This window comes from Arthrobacter halodurans (assembly GCF_041877255.1).
In the GTDB taxonomy this organism is placed as follows: Bacteria; Actinomycetota; Actinomycetes; order Actinomycetales; family Micrococcaceae; genus Arthrobacter_N; species Arthrobacter_N halodurans.
Genome location: NZ_JBHDLJ010000012.1, coordinates 84,411 through 100,617, shown reverse-complemented (window position 1 = coordinate 100,617; position 16,207 = coordinate 84,411). Strand labels below are relative to the sequence as shown.

Genomic DNA, 16,207 nt, shown 5'->3' with positions numbered 1-16,207 from the left:
CCTAAACAAACAAGGAGGCGGAATGCGTTTCACGCGTATTTCCAAGGCTGTTGCCGTAGGTGCCGCGGCTGCTCTGGCGCTCAGCGCCTGCGCGGCGAGCACCGGCAACACCAACAATTCGTCCGCTGCCGGCAGCTCGGAAGCCGCCACGGGCGGAGAAGTCCGCGTCGTCGAAGTGAACGCATTCAGCTCGTTCAACTCGAACACGGCCAAGGGCAATGTGGATATCAACTCCAAGATTGCCTACACGACCACCTCGAGCTTCAACTACATCGACAACAACCTCGAAATCGTCAAGAACGAGCAGTTCGGCAAGTACGAGGTCGTCTCCGAGGACCCGCTGACCGTCAAGTACACGATCAACGAGGGTGTCACCTGGTCCGACGGCGAGGCCATCGACGCCGACGACATGCTTCTGGCCTGGGCCGTCATGTCCGCCCGCTTCGACGACGCCAAGTTCGACGAAGAGGGTGCCGTCACCGAGGGCACGCAGTACTTCCAGTACGCCGGCGACACCTCCGGCCTGTCGCTGACCGACGTCCCGGAGGTCGGCGACGACAACCGCTCCGTCACCCTGACCTACTCCAAGCCCTTCGCCGACTGGGAGATCTCCTTCGGCGTCCTGACCCCGGCGCACGTCGCCGCGGAGAAGGCCGGCATGGACCAGGCCGCGCTTTCCAAGCTGATCATGGAGACCCCGAAGGGCGATCCGGAGAAGCCGGCCGAGACCAACAAGGAACTCAAGGCCGTCGCCGACTTCTGGAACACGGGCTACGACACGAAGACCATGCCGGACGACGAGTCCCTGTACCTGTCCTCCGGCCCGTTCATCGTGGACAGCATCGTCCCGGACCAGTCGATGACGCTCGTGCGCAACGAGGCCTACAACTGGGGCCCGATGCCGAAGGTCGACTCCATCGTCGTCCGCTACATCGGCGAGGCACCGGCGCAGGTCCAGGCGCTGAAGAACGGCGAGGTCGACATCATCGCCCCGCAGGCTTCCGCCGACACCCTCGAGCAGCTCGAGGCACTCGGGGACGCCGTCGTGGTGGAGAAGGGCGAGCAGCTGTCCTACGACCACCTCGACCTGAACTTCAGCGGCGTCTTCAAGGACGAGAACGTCCGCAAGGCGTTCATGCACGCGGTCCCGCGCCAGCAGATCGTCGACACCATCCTGAAGAAGCTGGACCCGGAGGCCACGCCGCTGGATTCCCAGCTCTTCGTCCCGGCGAACGCCGCGTACGCCGAGTCGGCCGCCAACAACGGCTCCTCGGAGTTCCAGGAAGCCAACATCGAGACCGCCAAGGAGCTGCTGGACGGCAAGACTCCCGAGGTCAAGATCATGTACAACAAGGACAACCCCAACCGCGTCGACGCCTACACGCTGATCGCGGAGTCGGCCGGGCAGGCCGGGTTCAAGGTCGTCGACGGCGGCCTGGGCGGTTCCGAGTGGGGCGCGGCGCTGGGCACCGGCACCTACGACGCCTCGATCTTCGGCTGGATCTCCTCCGGCGTCGGCGTGACCGGCGTGCCGCAGATCTTCGGCAGCGAGAGCTCCTCCAACTTCAGCGGCTTCAAGAGCGCCGAGGCGGATGCCCTCATGGACGAGCTCATCGTCACCACGGACCGGGCCGAGCAGGAGAAGCTGCAGATCCAGATCGACAAGCTGATCTGGGACTCGGGCTACGGCCTGCCGCTCTTCCAGCCGGTCGGCGTGGACGCGTACTCCTCCAACATCGAGGGCGTCCAGTACATGCCGAACCAGACGGGCGTGTGGTGGAACTTCTGGGATTGGTCCGTCAAGCAGTAACGGATCGCCCCCGCATCTAGGGAACAAGCACTAGGAGGCGCCGGGACCGAAGCACCAGGTTCCGGCGCTTTCTGGTGCCCCCGAAGGCACCGCGTGGAAAGGTTTCCACCGATTGGGCCCATGTCCGGCGGGCGTGCAGGTTCCTTGACCTCGCGGGCGGAAGCGATTGGGATGTCCCAGCTTCCGGCGTGTGGTGAGGTGAACTACACTTCTGCGAAAGCAATACCGGGTGATCCCCGGGTTCTTCTAACTGAGGCTTATTTCCTATGGTGACCTACATCGTCCGGCGGCTTATCACCGCCGTGCTCATCCTCTTTGGGGCATCCTTCCTCGTCTACCAGCTGACGGCCGCCGCGGGCGATCCGCTGGCGGACCTGCGCGAGAGCAACCTCCCCAACAAGGACGCCCTGATGCAGCAGCGGACCGAGCTGCTGGACCTGACCACGCCGCCGCCGATCCGCTTCTTCAAGTGGCTCGGCGGGGCGGTCCAGTGCTTCGTGCCCTTCGTGGGCCAGTGCGACCTCGGGCTCATGCTGAACGGCGAGCCCGTGACGGACGCCCTGGGCCGCGCGATGGGGCAGACCATCCTGCTCATCACGGCCTCCACCATCCTCGCGATCGTCTTCGGCATCACGCTGGGCATCGTCACGGCCCTGCGGCAGTACAGCACGCTGGACTACTCGGTCACCTTCATGGCCTTCCTCTTCTTCTCCCTGCCGATCTTCTGGCTCGCCGTCCTGCTCAAGGAGTTCGGCGCGATCGGGTTCAACGACTTCCTCAGGGAACCGTCGTTCAGTCCGACGGCGATCGTCATCACGGCGGCCTTCATCGGACTCGTCGTGGTGCTCTTCATGAGCGGCAACGCGGTCCGGCGCGGCATCGGCTTCGCCGTCGGCGCCGGAGTGACCGCCGGCCTCATGGTCCTGCTGTCCGTGACCGGCTGGTTCACCAACCCGGGCCTGGGGCCGATCCTCATCGCCCTCACCGGTGTCGGGGTGGCCTACCTGATGACGCAGCTGACGGCGGGGGTCAAGAACCGCAAGGCGCTCTACTCGGCGCTCATCATGGTGCCCGTCGGCGTCGTGGGCTACTACGTCCTGAACCCGGTCTTCTCGGAGGTCACCGCCCTCGGGATCGCCCTGGTGTTCATCGTGGCCGCGCTCATCGGCTGCGCCGTCGGCTGGTTCATGGGGGGCTACGACCGCGGGCAGTCCATGCGCGCGGCCGGCATCACCGGCTTCCTCGTCGCCGGGATCGTGATCCTGGACCGCTTCATGGTGGAGTGGCCCAACTACTTCCAGAACCCGCGCGTGCGCGGGCGCCCGATCGCCACGATCGGATCCTCGACGCCGAACCTCGAGGGCAACTGGTGGATCCAGAGCCTCGACACCTACACCCACCTCCTGCTGCCGACGATCGCCCTGCTGCTCGTGTCGCTGGCGAGCTACTCCCGCTACTCGCGCTCGTCCATGCTGGAGATCATGCAGATGGACTACGTCCGCACGGCGCGGGCCAAGGGCCTCTCCGAGCGCACGGTCGTCATGCGGCACGCCTTCCGCAACGCGCTCATCCCGCTGGCCACCCTGGTCGCCTTCGACATCGGCGGACTCATCGGCGGCGCGGTGATCACCGAGCGGGTGTTCGCCTTCACCGGCATGGGCAACCTGTTCGTCGCCTCCCTCGCGCCGATCCCGGACCCGAACCCCGTCATGGGCGTGTTCCTGGTGACCGGCATCCTGGCCCTCGTGTTCAACCTCGTGGCCGACCTTGTGTACTCCGTTCTCGACCCACGCGTAAGGGTGAAAGCATGACGACCCCCAATCCAGTGACGCCCTCGGCGCAGCTTCCCGACGAGCCGGCGACCCCGGCGCGGGAGACCAAGGGCCTGTCCCAGGGCGCGATCGTCCGCAAGCGCTTCATCGGCAACACCGCCGCCCTCGTGTCGATCGTCGTCTTCGTGTTCATCTTCATCCTGGCCTTCAGCTCGATCGGCTTCGCCGGCGTCCCCGGATGGTGGAAGTACAACCACACCCAGTTCTCGGAGACCATCAACGGCGGGCGGCCGACGTTCGTGCACCTGTTCAACTGGGGCGAGCACCCGTTCGGCCAGGACCGCATCGGCCGCGACTACTTCGCCATGACCATGCGCGGAACGCAGCAGTCGATCATGATCATGTTCGTCATCGGGGCCGTCGGCGGGTTCCTCGGAGTCGTCGTGGGTGCCGTCTCGGGCTACTTCCGGGGCTGGATCGAATCGGTCCTGATGCGCGTCGTCGACATCATCATCATCATCCCGCTGCTGATCCTGGCCGCCGTCCTCGGACGCATCGCCGGCGACAAGGTGCAGGGCAACATGGCGACGATCGCGCTGGGCGTGTTCATCGGCCTGGTCATCTGGACGGGCCTGTCCCGGCTGGTCCGCGGCGAGTTCCTTTCCCTCCGCGAGCGCGAGTTCGTGGACGCGGCGCGCATCGCCGGGGCGTCGAACAGCCGCATCATCTTCAAGCACATCCTGCCGAACGCGGTCGGCGTCATCATCGTGAACGTCACGCTGCTGATGTCCGCCGCGATCCTCCTGGAGACCGGCCTGTCCTACCTGGGGCTGGGGGTGAAGGCCCCCGACGTGTCGCTGGGGTCGCTGATCTCCAACAACCAGGAGGCCTTCAGCACCCGGCCGTGGCTGTTCTGGTTCCCCGGACTGTTCATCGTCGTGATCTGCCTGTCCATCAACTTCATCGGCGACGGGCTGCGCGACGCGTTCGACCCGCGGCAGAAGAAGTTCAACGCGGCCCGGGCCAAGGACCGCTCGACGCACGGGTCCGCCACGGCGGCACCGGCGCCCACCACGACGACGGCGCCCTAGCCGCCCGTCGGAGGGGGCGCCGCTACCCGGCCAGGGCCGGCAGCGTGAAGGTCAACACGAGCAGGAGGAGGAGGACACCGACATGGAGCACATGGACGCTGCGGGCGGGCTTCGCGGAGTTCGTCGCGTCGACGTCGATCCTTCCGTCCTCGGCCAGCCGCTCGAGGCGCTGGCGGACCACGGCGGCGACGACGCCGGAGTCGCTGGAGTGCTGGTCGCCCGGGCGGATGCTCTTGTAGCGGGTCCCCGAGGAGTCCCGCTTCTCGGCCTTGGCCGTGCGCTTCATCTCCCGCAGGCTGGCGGTGGCACCCGGCGCGGGGGCCGCCCAGGCGGTGTGGCGGCCGGAGGGAGTCACCAGCGTCAGGGCGTACTTGGTGTCCACCAGGATGATGGACGCCCAGGGCACGGCCAGGGTCTGCAGCGGGTTGACCAGGGTGACCGCGTCGTCGCCGACCACCACCTTCGGGAACCAGAAGAGCAGCCACGCGACGTAACCGACCAAGACCAGCGGCAGCACCGCCGACCAGGACCTCCAGCCGCCCGTCGCCAGCACCGCGACCGCCCCGGCCAGGGACGCCGCCATCAGCACCCCCGCCAGGGTCCTGGAGGACCGCGGGCGGAACACGAAGTCTTTGGACGGGTCCAACGCGAAAGTCATACCCCATAGTTTCAGCATTCCGGGCACGGAAGTAATCGGCGCCACCAGCGCCCCGCCGTCGGAATCTAGCCGGACACACGCCGGAAGGAAATGAGTACCAGATGCGCCAGAACACCATCGAGACCCACGGAACCGCCACGAACGGCGGCGGGAACCAGCCCGTCCTGGAGGTCAACAACCTGAGCGTCGACTTCGGCGTCGACAAGGAGTGGGTGCCGGCCGCGATCGACCTGACGTACCACGTCAACGCGGGCGAGGTCCTGGCCATCGTCGGCGAGTCCGGCTCCGGCAAGTCGGCCAGCTCCATGGCCCTGCTCGGCCTGCTGCCCAGCAACAGCCGGGTCACCGGGGAGGTCAAGCTCAACGGGAATTCGCTGCTGGGCATGAACCCCGCGAACCTGCGCGCCGTGCGCGGCAACGACGTCGCCGTGATCTTCCAGGAGCCGATGACCGCGCTCAACCCGGTGTACACGATCGGGGCGCAGATCGTGGAGACCCTTCGCCTGCACAACCCGATCTCCCCGTCGCAGGCGGAGAAGCGCGCGCTGGAAATGCTCGAGCTCGTCGAGCTCCCGGACCCCGCGAAGGCCTTCAAGTCCTACCCGCACCAGCTCTCCGGCGGCCAGCGCCAGCGCGCCATGATCGCCCAGTCGCTCTCCTGCGACCCGAAGCTCCTCATCGCCGACGAGCCCACCACCGCCCTGGACGTCACCGTGCAGGCGGAGATCCTGGACCTGATGCGCAACCTGCGCACCAAGCTGAACTCCGCGATCGTGCTGATCACGCACGACATGGGCGTCGTGGCCGACCTCTCCGACCGCATCGCGGTGATGCGCCACGGCCGGATCGTCGAGACCGGCACCGCCGAGGAGATCTTCAACGCCCCAAAGCACCCCTACACGCAGGCCCTGCTCGCCGCCGTCCCCAAGCTGGGCTCCGGCGGCGACGAGGACGCCGCGGTGGACATCAGCGCGTCGGTCGCCGCGGCGACCAGCATCGAGCTCGACGTCGTCGACCAGGCGGAGCTGGAGATCCGCGAGCGCGAGGTGCTCGCCGGCATCGAGGCCGCCCGCGCCCGCCAGGCCGAGATGGACGCGCGCCCGGTCGTGCTGCAGCTGACGAACGTCGCGATCGAGTACCCGAAGCAGGGCCGCGTCCCGGCGTTCCGCGCCGTCGAGGGCGCCAACCTCACCGTGCACCAGGGCCAGGTCGTCGGACTGGTCGGCGAATCGGGCTCGGGCAAGACCACGATCGGACGCGCGGCCGTCGGCCTGCTCCCCGTCGCCGAGGGCTCGCTCGTCGTCAACGGCAAGGACATCTCCAACCTGAAGCCGACCTCGAAGGAGCTGTACGAGGTCCGCCGGCAGATCGGCATGGTCTTCCAGGACCCGTCCAGCTCGCTGAACCCGCGCCTGCCCATCGGCGAGTCCATCGGGGAACCGATGTACCTCGCGGGCGTGGCGAAGGGCGCGGCCCTGCAGAAGCGGATCGAAACGTTGCTGGACCAGGTCGAGCTGCCCCGGAACTACCGGAACCGGTACCCGCACGAGCTCTCCGGGGGACAGAAGCAGCGCGTCGGCATCGCCCGCGCGCTCTCGCTGGAGCCCAAGCTGATGGTCGCCGACGAGCCGACGTCCGCCCTGGACGTCTCGGTGCAGGCCAAGGTGCTGGACCTGTTCCAGGACCTCCAGCGGGAGATGGGTTTCGCCTGCCTGTTCGTCACCCACGACCTGGCCGTCATCGATGTGCTCGCGGACCACATCGTGGTGATGCGCCACGGGCAGATCGTGGAGCAGGGGACCCGCGACGAGATCCTGCGCCGTCCGAAGGACCTCTACACGCAGCGGCTCATGGCGGCCGTGCCCGTCCCGAACCCGGCCGAGCAGCGCGAGCGGCGCGAACTGCGCGCCAAGCTGCTGGCGGACGCCGAGGCCTCCTAGGCATCAGCCGGCGGCGGGGCCCTCGGCCCCGGCGCCGGCCAGGACGGTGTCGCGCCGCTGCAGGCCGAGGTCGCGCAGCCCCTCCAGAAGGACCCCGGACGCCCGCCGGTGCCCTTCGGCGTCCAGATGCACCTCGTCGGCCAGGCGGGCGGCCAGGCCACGCGTGGTGAGCCAGTCGCCGGCGGAGACGAAGGGGATTCCCGCCTCCCCGGCGGCGGCGCGCAGGACGCCGTCCACCGCGTGGCGGCGCCCGCCCCCGTCGTCGGCGGACCGCGCCAGCGTCCCCACCAGAACGATCGGACTCCCCGGATAGCCGGCCCGCAGCTCGGAGACCAGGGCGAGCGCGCCGTCGCGGATGGCGGCGTCGCCGGCCCCGGACCGCGCGTCGTTGCCTCCGCCCTGCACGACGACGAGTCCCACGGGCCCGCGGGGCAGGAGCCACTGCTGGGTGCGCAGGGCGTCGACGTAGTTGAGGTGGCCCCCGCGGGAGGCCGTGAAGCCCGTCCCGCCGCGTCCACGGAAAACGGGCCGGAAACCCAGGGCCTCGGCGGCCAGCCGCGGCCAGGTCGCCGCCCCCGGGACCCCCGCGGCGCCGTCGGACTGCGAGTCCCCGATGATCACGGCGAGCCCCTCAGGCGCGGGGTATACGAGCTCGTCCCGGCCTGTGGCGGGGTTCCGCACGGTGCCGGTGCTGCCGGAATCGTCCCAGCCCGCGTGCTCGCCGGCCACCGGCGCGGACCCCGAGCCGGCGGTTCCGGCCGCGCCCGCGAGGGCCGTGCCGCCCGCGGCGACGGTGGGGGGAGAAGACCCGGGCCGCGACGGATCCGGGGGCGGCACCGGCGCCACGAGCGATCCCAACAGCGCCCCGGTGGCCAGCACGGTCGCGGCGCACCTCCACACACGGCTTCCCCCCACTGCGCCGACCTCCCCCCCGATGCCCCGCCGATGGTGCGGCGGATGCTTCATTTTGGACCCTCGGACGCCCCGGCGCCACCGCGACGCGCCCGGGCGGACCGCGCGCGCATTTGGGCAGCGATTTCCCGAATGTTAGACTGGCTGATTGGGTCAGTCGTGGCCCCACCGCACTGATTCCTTACCCCCCACAGAAGTGAGCCCCGAACGCATGTCAGATTTCTCCTCGGCAGCCAACACCGCTCGTCGCGACGACCTTCGCAACGTCGCCATCGTCGCGCACGTCGACCACGGCAAGACCACCCTGGTCGACGCCATGCTCGGCCAGACGGGCGCCTTCTCCTCCCACGGGGAGACCGAGGACCGGGTCATGGACTCCGGCGAACTCGAACGCGAGAAGGGCATCACCATCCTGGCCAAGAACACCACGGTGTTCTACCAGGGACCGTCCGCCCAGGGCCGCGACGTGACCATCAGCGTCATCGACACGCCGGGCCACGCCGACTTCGGCGGCGAGGTGGAACGCGGCCTGTCCATGGTCGACGGCGTGGTGCTCCTCGTCGACGCCTCCGAGGGCCCGCTGCCGCAGACCCGCTTCGTGCTGCGCAAGGCGCTCACGGCCAAGCTCCCCGTCGTGCTGGTCGTCAACAAGACCGACCGTCCCGACGCGCGCATCGACGGCGTCGTCTCCGATTCCATGGACCTGCTGCTGGGGCTCGCCTCGGACCTGTCCGACGAGGTGCCGGACCTGGACCTGGACTCCGTGCTGAACGTCCCCGTCGTCTACGCCTCCGGCAAGGCCGGCCGCGCCTCGCTGAACAAGCCCGAGGACGGCACCCTTCCGGACTGCGAGGACCTCGAGCCGCTGTTCGCGACCATCATGGAGCACGTCCCCGCCCCGACGTACAACCCCGACGAGGTCCTGCAGGCCCACGTCACCAACCTCGACGCGTCGCCGTTCCTCGGCCGCCTCGCGCTGCTGCGCATCTTCAACGGCACCCTGCGCAAGGGCCAGCAGGTCGCCTGGGCCCGCCAGGACGGCCAGATGAAGACCGTGAAGATCACCGAGCTGCTGGCCACGAAGGGCCTCTCCCGCGTTCCCGCCGAGGAGGCCGGCCCGGGCGAGATCGTCGCCGTCGCCGGCATCGAGGACATCATGATCGGCGAGACCCTCACGGACGTCGAGAACCCGAAGCCGCTGCCGCTGATCACGGTCGACGACCCCGCGATCTCGATGACCATCGGCATCAACACCTCCCCGCTGGCCGGCCGCGTCAAGGGCGCCAAGGTCACGGCCCGCCAGGTCAAGGACCGCCTCGACAAGGAGCTCATCGGCAACGTCTCGCTCCGCGTCCTGCCGACCGAGCGCCCGGACGCCTGGGAGGTCCAGGGCCGCGGGGAGCTCGCGCTGGCCATCCTCGTGGAGCAGATGCGCCGCGAGGGCTTCGAGCTGACCGTCGGCAAGCCGCAGGTGGTCACCAAGACCATCGACGGCAAGCTGCACGAGCCGATGGAGCACATGACCATCGACGTCCCCGAGGAATACCTGGGCGCCGTCACGCAGCTGCTGGCCGCCCGCAAGGGACGCATGACCAGCATGTCCAACCACGGCACCGGCTGGGTCCGCATGGAGTTCACCGTTCCCGCCCGCGGCCTGATCGGCTTCCGCACGCGCTTCCTCACGGACACGCGCGGCGCCGGCATCGCGGCTTCGATCGCCGAGGGCTACGAGCCGTGGGCCGGCGAGATCGAGTACCGCACCAACGGCTCGATGGTCGCGGACCGCTCCGGCGTCGTGACCCCGTTCGCCATGATCAACCTGCAGGAGCGTGGCGCGTTCTTCGTGCAGCCCACGTCCGAGGTCTACGAGGGCATGATCGTCGGCGAGAACTCCCGCGCCGACGACATGGACGTCAACATCACGAAGGAGAAGAAGCTCACCAACATGCGTGCGGCCTCGTCGGACACCTTCGAGAACCTCACCCCGCCGCGGAACCTGACGCTCGAGGAGTCCCTCGAGTTCGCCCGCGAGGACGAGTGCGTCGAGGTCACCCCCGAGTCGATCCGCATCCGCAAGCTCATCCTGAACGCGAGCGACCGGCACAAGGCGCAGCGCGCCCGTGCCCGCTCCTAGCGCATCCCGCCAGAAGGTCCTGGCGACCGCGACCGCCCTGATCGCCGCCCTGGCGGCGGGAGGGCTGGCCGCGGTCGTCGGGACCTTGTTGCACGCGCACCTCGCCTACGCCGGCGACACGCCGGTTCCGTGGGGGGCCGTGGCGGCCCTTCTCTTCGCCGGCAGCGTCTTCACCGCGGCCGCCGTCTACTCCGAGCGGGTCTGGGCAGCGGCCGCGGCCGGGATCACGGCCTACTCGCTGGTGGCGTGGGTGTCGATGGACGAGCGCAACCGCATGATCGTGTCGTGGGCCAACCGCGAACTGCTGCCCGGGCCGTCGCTCGCCGGGGCGCTGTGGCTCTACGGCATCGTGGCCGCAACGGTGGTCGCCCTGCTGGTCAGCGCGAGGACGCTGCGCAGCCGCTGACCCGCGCGGACTTCCCGATCGATACGGCGCGCACGGCCCGGGCGGGGTGGCGCCGCTAGTTGGCCGACTGGTCCAGGTGGTGTGCCACGAAAAGCGACGTCGCCACGCCTCCCTCGTCCGCCGGGCGCAGGGCGTAGTCGGAGACCACGTCCTTGATGCGCTCCAACAGTTCCCGCTGGTCGGCCTCGGTGAGTTTGAGCCCGACGCGCAGCACCTGGATCTCGTTCGGCGCGAGGCCGTCGATTTCCTGCAGGAATGTCTCCAGAAGCACCGGCGCCGCGTCGGGCAGCTTCGTGCCCCACGACATGCGAGTGCTGCGGTACGGGACCTCCTTGGCCCCGCGGTTGCCGCGGCGCGCCGGTTCGGCATCGAGATATCCGGTGGCGAGCAGCGTGCGGACATGGTGCAGCGAGGTGGCGGGATTGATGTCCAAAAGGTCGGCAATCTCCTTGTTTGTCCGCGACTTATGCAGACAAAGGCGGAGGATGCGGAGTCGAATTGGTGAGCTCAGTGCGCGGGCACGTGCTTGCAGCTCCTCGTCGGTTGCCATATGTTCAGCATACGGTAAACAACTCGACCGATTGATATTATCAAATCGCATAGCAAGGCACTTATGACCTCCTCAGGGCCCCAGTCTCACCAGGCCCCGGACGGAGAGGGTGCGGCCGCTGGGGGCGGCGGCACCCCCGCTCACGATCCCGAGAACCGTCCGGTCGTTTCACTACTCCGCGACGCGAACTTCCTGGTCTTCTGGACGGGACAGACGCTCAGCCAGCTCGGCGCGCAACTCGGCGCCATCGCCCTTCCCGTGCTTGCCGTCGTGCTGCTCCAGGCCTCGGAGTGGGAGGTCGGCGTCCTCAACGCCGCCAACACCGCAGCCTTCCTGCTCGTCGGCCTGCCGGTCGGCGCCTGGGTGGACCGGTGGTTCAAGCGCCGGGTCATGATCCGGGCGGACCTGGCGCGCGTGGTCGCCATGCTGGCCATCCCGGTGCTCTGGTACGCCGGGGTCCTGCAGATGTGGCAGCTGTGGATCATCGCCGCGGCGATCGGCGTGGCCAACGTCTTCTTCGACGTCTCCTACCAGTCCTCCATTCCCTCGCTGGTGGAGCGCGACCAGATCTCGGAGGCGAACGCCAAGCTGGAGACCACCGGTCAGATCTCCCGGCTCGCCGGCCCGGCGCTCGGCGGCGCGCTCCTCGTCGTCTTCCTCCCGCCGGTCCTGTTCATCGGCCAGGCCGCCGGGTACCTGATCTCCGCCCTCTGCCTGTGGAGGGTCCGCGACCACGAGGTCCTGCAACCGGCGCCCGCCGAGCACCATCTGGTCGCCGAGATCCGCGAGGGGCTGGGCTACGTCCTGCACCATCCGCTGATCGGCCGGATCGCGGCGACCACGGCGATCACGAACTTCTTCAGCACCATCGTGTTCACGCTGCTGCCCATCCTCGTCCTGAGGACCTTGGGCCTGGACACCGTTCAGCTGGGCCTGATCTACTCCGCGGGCGCCGTCGGCGGGTTGATCGCCGCGTCGTTGACCCCGTACGTGGCCCGGATCGTGGGGGAGGGGACCAGCCTGCCGATCAGCTCGGCGCTGACCGGCGTGGGCATGGCGGGCTTCCCGCTGTCGACCCTGGCGCCGGACGCGACGTCGGCGTTCCTGGTCCTGGCGTGCTCGATGTTCGTCATGACGTTCGGCGTGCTGGTCTACAACATCATCCAGGTCAGCCTGCGGCAGCGCATCTGCCCACACCGGCTGCTGGGCCGCATGAACGCGTCGATCCGCTTCCTGGTCTGGGGCGTCATGCCGCTGGCCGCCATCCTGGCGGGCATCCTTGGTGAGCGCTTCGGTCTGGTTCCGGCGCTGTGGGTCGGCGTGGTGGGATGCGTCGCCGCCGCGCTTCCGCTGGTCTTCTCGCCGCTGGCGCGCATGCGCACCCTTCCCGACGAGGTGGAGCACGACGCCGGCGCCCCGGGCGAGGAACCCCCCGCCCGCTAGGTCACGGGGCCAGGGTTCCGCGCCCTCTCTGCCGACGCCGCCGGGTACCGTCCCCGACGCCGGACGCCATCCGGCGCCGGACGCCGCCCCCGGCGGGGTCAGCCGCCGGCATCGCTCCCGGTGCCGGACGTGGTGCCACCGCCGGACGTGGTGCCCCCGCCGGGAGCGGTCCCCTCGCCGGCACGCGGGCGGCGGCGCTCCGGCGCGGGCGGCACCCGCTTGGTGCGGGCGACGGCCGCCCGCGGAATGCGCACCTCGCCGGCGCGCGTGCGGACGACCACCAGGACGCCGTCGCCGGTCGCGGACGGCGCGAGCCCCACAAAGTCGCCGAGCGCGTCGGTGAAGCGTTCGCCGCCCGGTGCCTCCCCTCCGGGACCGAGACGGTACCGCACCACGATGCGTTCCCCGGGGGAGAGCGTGGAGAAGAAGTCGGCGGGCATGCTCCGATGGTATCCGGGCCACGACGCGACGATCATGACGCGGCGATCACGACGCGGCGATCACCACGCCGCCGGGCCCCGCGGCCGCCGATGGGCGCTCGGGTGCGCGGAGGACTAAGCTGGAGGCAACGTGGACGCCTGTCGTCCGCACCAGAACCAGCACCACCAGAGGGAGGCCCCGGGTACCGTGACGTACATCATCGCCCAGCCGTGCGTAGACGTGAAGGACAAGGCCTGCATCGAGGAATGTCCCGTCGACTGTATCTACGAGGGCGAGCGCTCCCTGTACATCCACCCCGACGAGTGTGTGGACTGCGGCGCGTGCGAGCCGGTCTGCCCCGTGGAGGCCATCTACTACGAGGACGACGTCCCCGAGCAGTGGGCCGAGTACTACAAGGCGAACGTCGAGTTCTTCGACGAGGTCGGCTCGCCCGGCGGTGCGGCCAAGCTCGGGAACATGGGCATCGACCACCCGATCGTTTCCGTCCTCCCTCCGCAGAACCAGGGCTAGCGGCCCCCGCCGCGCCGCGCCATGCTGACGCTGCCCGACTACCCCTGGGACTCCCTGGCCCCGTACCTCGAGACGGCCCGCCATCACGCCGGCGGGATCGTCAACCTCTCCATCGGCACACCGGTGGACCCCACGCCCGCCGTCGTCCAGGACGCCCTGCGCGGGGCCGCCGACGCGCCCGGCTATCCGACCACCCACGGCACCGAGGCCCTGCGCGAGGCGATCGTCGCCTGGTACGCCCGCCGACGCGGGACCCCCGGGCTGAACCCCGACCACGTCATGCCGACCATCGGTTCCAAGGAGCTTGTCGCGTGGCTCCCGCTGCTCCTCGGCGTCGGCCCGGGGGACGTCGTCGTCCGCCCGGAGGTCGCCTACCCGACGTACGACATCGGCGCGCGGCTGGCCGGAGCCGAAGCGGTCGCCGCCGACCGGCTCTCCGAGCTCCCGGCCGGGGTCCGGGAGCGGGTGAAGCTGGTGTGGGTGAACTCGCCCGGCAACCCCACCGGGATCGTGCGCGGGATCGACGAGCTTGCCGAGCTGGTGCGCGACGCCCGGTCCCTCGGCGCCGTGGTCGCCTCCGACGAGTGCTACGCGGAGCTGGGCTGGGAGGCCTGGGAGGACGGCGTGCCCGGGGTGCTCGATCCGCGCGTCTGCGGGGGCGACCACACCTCGCTGCTCTCCGTCTACTCGCTGTCCAAGCAGTCCAACGTGGCCGGGTACCGTGCCGCGTTCGTCGCCGGGGCGCCGAATCAGATGCCGAACCTCATCAACAACCGCAAGCACGCGGGGATGATCGTTCCGCGGCCAGTGCAGGAGGCCATGCGCGTGGCCCTCGGCGACGACGCGCACGTCGCGGCGCAGAAGGACCTCTACCGCGGCCGGCGCGAACGCCTGATGCCGGCGCTCGCCGCGTTCGGGTTGGACATCCGCCACTCGGAGGCCGGGCTCTACCTGTGGGCGACCGCGGGCGAGGACACCTGGACCACGGTCGGCCGGTTGGCGGACCGCGGGATCGTGGTGGGACCGGGTAGCTTCTACGGGGCGGCCGGCGAGGGTTTCGTGCGCGTCGCGCTGACCGCCGCGGACGAGCGGATCGATGCAGCCGTCGAGCGGCTGGGCTCCGGCGGCGGCGCGTGAAACGCGCTTCCCGGATTAGTGAAGAACCGCCGGGTGGCGGTAGCTTGGAACCGATCACTGCTTGTAGGAACTATCTGAACTCCGGTGAGGAGAAGCCATGACGGATCAGAATTCTGCCCGCCTAACGTACGGGGGGACCCAGCTCGACCTCCCGGTCGTTCCGGCGGTCGAGGGCAACGACGGCTTCGACGTCGCCAAGCTCCTGAAGACGACGGGCGGGGTCACCTACGACCCCGGCTTCATGAACACCGCGGCCACGAAGTCCGCGATCACCTACATCGACGGCGACGCGGGGGTGCTGCGGTACCGCGGCTACCCGATCGAACAGCTCGCCGAGCACTCCACCTTCCTGGAGACGTCCTACCTGCTGATCTACGGCAACCTCCCCTCGGCCACCGAGCTGGAGGAGTTCGACCAGAAGATCCGCCGCCACACTCTGCTGCACGAGGAGCTCAAGGGCTTCTTCGGCGGGTTCCCGCGCGACGCGCACCCGATGCCCGTGCTGTCCTCCGCCGTCTCGGCGCTGTCGACCTGGTACCAGGACTCGCTGGATCCGTTCAACGAGGAGCAGGTCGAGCTCTCCACCATCCGGCTGCTGGCCAAGATGCCCGTCATCGCCGCGTACGCCCACAAGAAGTCCATCGGCCAGGCGCTGCTCTACCCGGACAACTCCATGAACCTGGTGGAGAACTTCATGCGGCTCAGCTTCGGCCTCGCGGCCGAGCCGTACGACGTCGATCCCGACCTGGTGAAGGCGCTGGACCAGCTGCTGATCCTGCACGCGGACCACGAGCAGAACTGCTCGACCTCGACGGTGCGACTGGTCGGATCGTCGAACGCGAACATGTTCGCGTCCGTCTCCGCGGGCATCAACGCCCTGTTCGGCCCCGCCCACGGCGGCGCGAACGAGGCCGTGCTGAAGATGCTGCGCCAGATCCAGGCCGACGGCGTCAAGCCCGAGGACTACATGGAGAAGGTGAAGAACAAGGAGGACGGCGTCCGCCTGATGGGCTTCGGGCACCGCGTCTACAAGAACTACGATCCGCGCGCGAAGATCATCAAGAAGACGGCGCACGACATCCTCAACAAGCTCGGCGGCAACGACGAGCTGCTGGAGATCGCGATGCGGCTCGAGGAACGCGCGCTGGCCGACGACTACTTCATCGAGCGCAAGCTCTACCCGAACGTCGACTTCTACACCGGCCTGATCTACAAGGCCATGGGCTTCCCGGAGAAGATGTTCACGGTGCTGTTCGCGATCGGCCGCCTCCCCGGCTGGATCGCGCAGTGGCGCGAGATGATCCAGGACCCGCAGCTGAAGATCGGCCGGCCGCGCCAGCTGTACATTGGCGAGGGCGAGCGGCACTACCCGACGCGCTAGGCCCCGGTCCGCGCGAACGACG

General features: G+C 69.1%; 14 protein-coding genes. 10 read left to right on the top strand and 4 right to left on the bottom strand.

Going from position 1 to position 16,207, the window contains the following annotated elements:
• The first annotated feature begins 22 nt into the window (after positions 1 to 22).
• From ACETWP_RS13695 to ACETWP_RS13685, 3 genes are all read left to right on the top strand, one after another.
• Positions 23 to 1,810 carry an ABC transporter family substrate-binding protein gene (locus tag ACETWP_RS13695; protein ID WP_373972813.1) on the top strand — a complete coding sequence of 596 codons (1,788 nt, stop codon included), beginning with the start codon at positions 23 to 25 and terminating at the stop codon, positions 1,808 to 1,810.
• 266 nt (positions 1,811 to 2,076) lie between these two features.
• The gene (locus ACETWP_RS13690) at positions 2,077 to 3,621 is read left to right on the top strand and encodes an ABC transporter permease (protein WP_373972812.1); all 1,545 of its coding nucleotides are present in this window, start codon (positions 2,077 to 2,079) and stop codon (positions 3,619 to 3,621) included.
• Complete coding sequence (locus tag ACETWP_RS13685; protein WP_373972811.1) at positions 3,618 to 4,673, top strand: ABC transporter permease; 1,056 nt, start codon at positions 3,618 to 3,620, stop codon at positions 4,671 to 4,673. The genes ACETWP_RS13690 and ACETWP_RS13685 overlap by 4 nt, the downstream gene beginning before the upstream one ends.
• A gap of 22 nt (positions 4,674 to 4,695) precedes the next feature.
• Here ACETWP_RS13685 and ACETWP_RS13680 read toward each other — a convergent pair whose 3' ends face one another.
• Positions 4,696 to 5,331 carry a PH domain-containing protein gene (locus ACETWP_RS13680; RefSeq protein WP_373972810.1) on the bottom strand — a complete coding sequence of 212 codons (636 nt, stop codon included), beginning with the start codon at positions 5,329 to 5,331 and terminating at the stop codon, positions 4,696 to 4,698.
• 101 nt (positions 5,332 to 5,432) lie between these two features.
• Between ACETWP_RS13680 and ACETWP_RS13675 the strand changes: the two genes are divergently transcribed.
• Positions 5,433 to 7,271, top strand: a complete 1,839-nt coding sequence (locus ACETWP_RS13675) for an ABC transporter ATP-binding protein (protein WP_373972809.1) — start codon at positions 5,433 to 5,435, stop codon at positions 7,269 to 7,271.
• A 3-nt stretch (positions 7,272 to 7,274) separates the two neighbouring features.
• On the opposite strand, the gene ACETWP_RS13670 is transcribed toward ACETWP_RS13675, so the two are convergent.
• Complete coding sequence (locus ACETWP_RS13670) at positions 7,275 to 8,150, bottom strand: SGNH/GDSL hydrolase family protein (protein ID WP_373972808.1); 876 nt, start codon at positions 8,148 to 8,150, stop codon at positions 7,275 to 7,277.
• Positions 8,151 to 8,394: 244 nt separating this feature from the next.
• Between ACETWP_RS13670 and typA the strand changes: the two genes are divergently transcribed.
• The gene (gene typA, locus ACETWP_RS13665) at positions 8,395 to 10,317 is read left to right on the top strand and encodes a translational GTPase TypA (RefSeq protein ID WP_373972807.1); all 1,923 of its coding nucleotides are present in this window, start codon (positions 8,395 to 8,397) and stop codon (positions 10,315 to 10,317) included.
• Complete coding sequence (locus tag ACETWP_RS13660) at positions 10,304 to 10,723, top strand: hypothetical protein (RefSeq protein WP_373972806.1); 420 nt, start codon at positions 10,304 to 10,306, stop codon at positions 10,721 to 10,723. The genes typA and ACETWP_RS13660 overlap by 14 nt, the downstream gene beginning before the upstream one ends.
• A gap of 55 nt (positions 10,724 to 10,778) precedes the next feature.
• On the opposite strand, the gene ACETWP_RS13655 is transcribed toward ACETWP_RS13660, so the two are convergent.
• A complete protein-coding gene (locus ACETWP_RS13655) occupies positions 10,779 to 11,273 on the bottom strand; it encodes an ArsR/SmtB family transcription factor (protein ID WP_373972805.1) in 495 nt (164 codons plus the stop codon).
• 63 nt (positions 11,274 to 11,336) lie between these two features.
• Between ACETWP_RS13655 and ACETWP_RS13650 the strand changes: the two genes are divergently transcribed.
• Positions 11,337 to 12,716 carry an MFS transporter gene (locus tag ACETWP_RS13650; protein WP_373972804.1) on the top strand — a complete coding sequence of 460 codons (1,380 nt, stop codon included), beginning with the start codon at positions 11,337 to 11,339 and terminating at the stop codon, positions 12,714 to 12,716.
• 98 nt (positions 12,717 to 12,814) lie between these two features.
• On the opposite strand, the gene ACETWP_RS13645 is transcribed toward ACETWP_RS13650, so the two are convergent.
• Complete coding sequence (locus tag ACETWP_RS13645) at positions 12,815 to 13,156, bottom strand: hypothetical protein (RefSeq protein ID WP_373972803.1); 342 nt, start codon at positions 13,154 to 13,156, stop codon at positions 12,815 to 12,817.
• A 187-nt stretch (positions 13,157 to 13,343) separates the two neighbouring features.
• On the opposite strand from ACETWP_RS13645, the gene fdxA reads away from it, so the two are divergent.
• From fdxA to ACETWP_RS13630, 3 genes are all read left to right on the top strand, one after another.
• On the top strand, positions 13,344 to 13,667 hold the full coding sequence (gene fdxA, locus ACETWP_RS13640) for a ferredoxin (protein WP_373972802.1): 324 nt from the start codon (positions 13,344 to 13,346) through the stop codon (positions 13,665 to 13,667).
• A 21-nt stretch (positions 13,668 to 13,688) separates the two neighbouring features.
• Positions 13,689 to 14,804 carry a succinyldiaminopimelate transaminase gene (gene dapC / locus ACETWP_RS13635; RefSeq protein ID WP_373972801.1) on the top strand — a complete coding sequence of 372 codons (1,116 nt, stop codon included), beginning with the start codon at positions 13,689 to 13,691 and terminating at the stop codon, positions 14,802 to 14,804.
• 97 nt (positions 14,805 to 14,901) lie between these two features.
• Positions 14,902 to 16,185 carry a citrate synthase gene (locus ACETWP_RS13630; protein WP_373972800.1) on the top strand — a complete coding sequence of 428 codons (1,284 nt, stop codon included), beginning with the start codon at positions 14,902 to 14,904 and terminating at the stop codon, positions 16,183 to 16,185.
• The last annotated feature ends 22 nt before the right edge of the window (positions 16,186 to 16,207 follow it).

Coding starts and splice junctions, on each gene's coding strand:
- ACETWP_RS13695 (WP_373972813.1), top strand. CDS start 23: ATGCGTTTCACGCGTATTTCCAAGGCTGTTGCCGTAGGTGCCGCGGCT.
- ACETWP_RS13690 (WP_373972812.1), top strand. CDS start 2,077: ATGGTGACCTACATCGTCCGGCGGCTTATCACCGCCGTGCTCATCCTC.
- ACETWP_RS13685 (WP_373972811.1), top strand. CDS start 3,618: ATGACGACCCCCAATCCAGTGACGCCCTCGGCGCAGCTTCCCGACGAG.
- ACETWP_RS13680 (WP_373972810.1), bottom strand. CDS start 5,331: ATGACTTTCGCGTTGGACCCGTCCAAAGACTTCGTGTTCCGCCCGCGG.
- ACETWP_RS13675 (WP_373972809.1), top strand. CDS start 5,433: ATGCGCCAGAACACCATCGAGACCCACGGAACCGCCACGAACGGCGGC.
- typA (WP_373972807.1), top strand. CDS start 8,395: ATGTCAGATTTCTCCTCGGCAGCCAACACCGCTCGTCGCGACGACCTT.
- ACETWP_RS13655 (WP_373972805.1), bottom strand. CDS start 11,273: ATGGCAACCGACGAGGAGCTGCAAGCACGTGCCCGCGCACTGAGCTCA.
- ACETWP_RS13650 (WP_373972804.1), top strand. CDS start 11,337: ATGACCTCCTCAGGGCCCCAGTCTCACCAGGCCCCGGACGGAGAGGGT.
- ACETWP_RS13645 (WP_373972803.1), bottom strand. CDS start 13,156: ATGCCCGCCGACTTCTTCTCCACGCTCTCCCCCGGGGAACGCATCGTG.
- dapC (WP_373972801.1), top strand. CDS start 13,689: ATGCTGACGCTGCCCGACTACCCCTGGGACTCCCTGGCCCCGTACCTC.
- ACETWP_RS13630 (WP_373972800.1), top strand. CDS start 14,902: ATGACGGATCAGAATTCTGCCCGCCTAACGTACGGGGGGACCCAGCTC.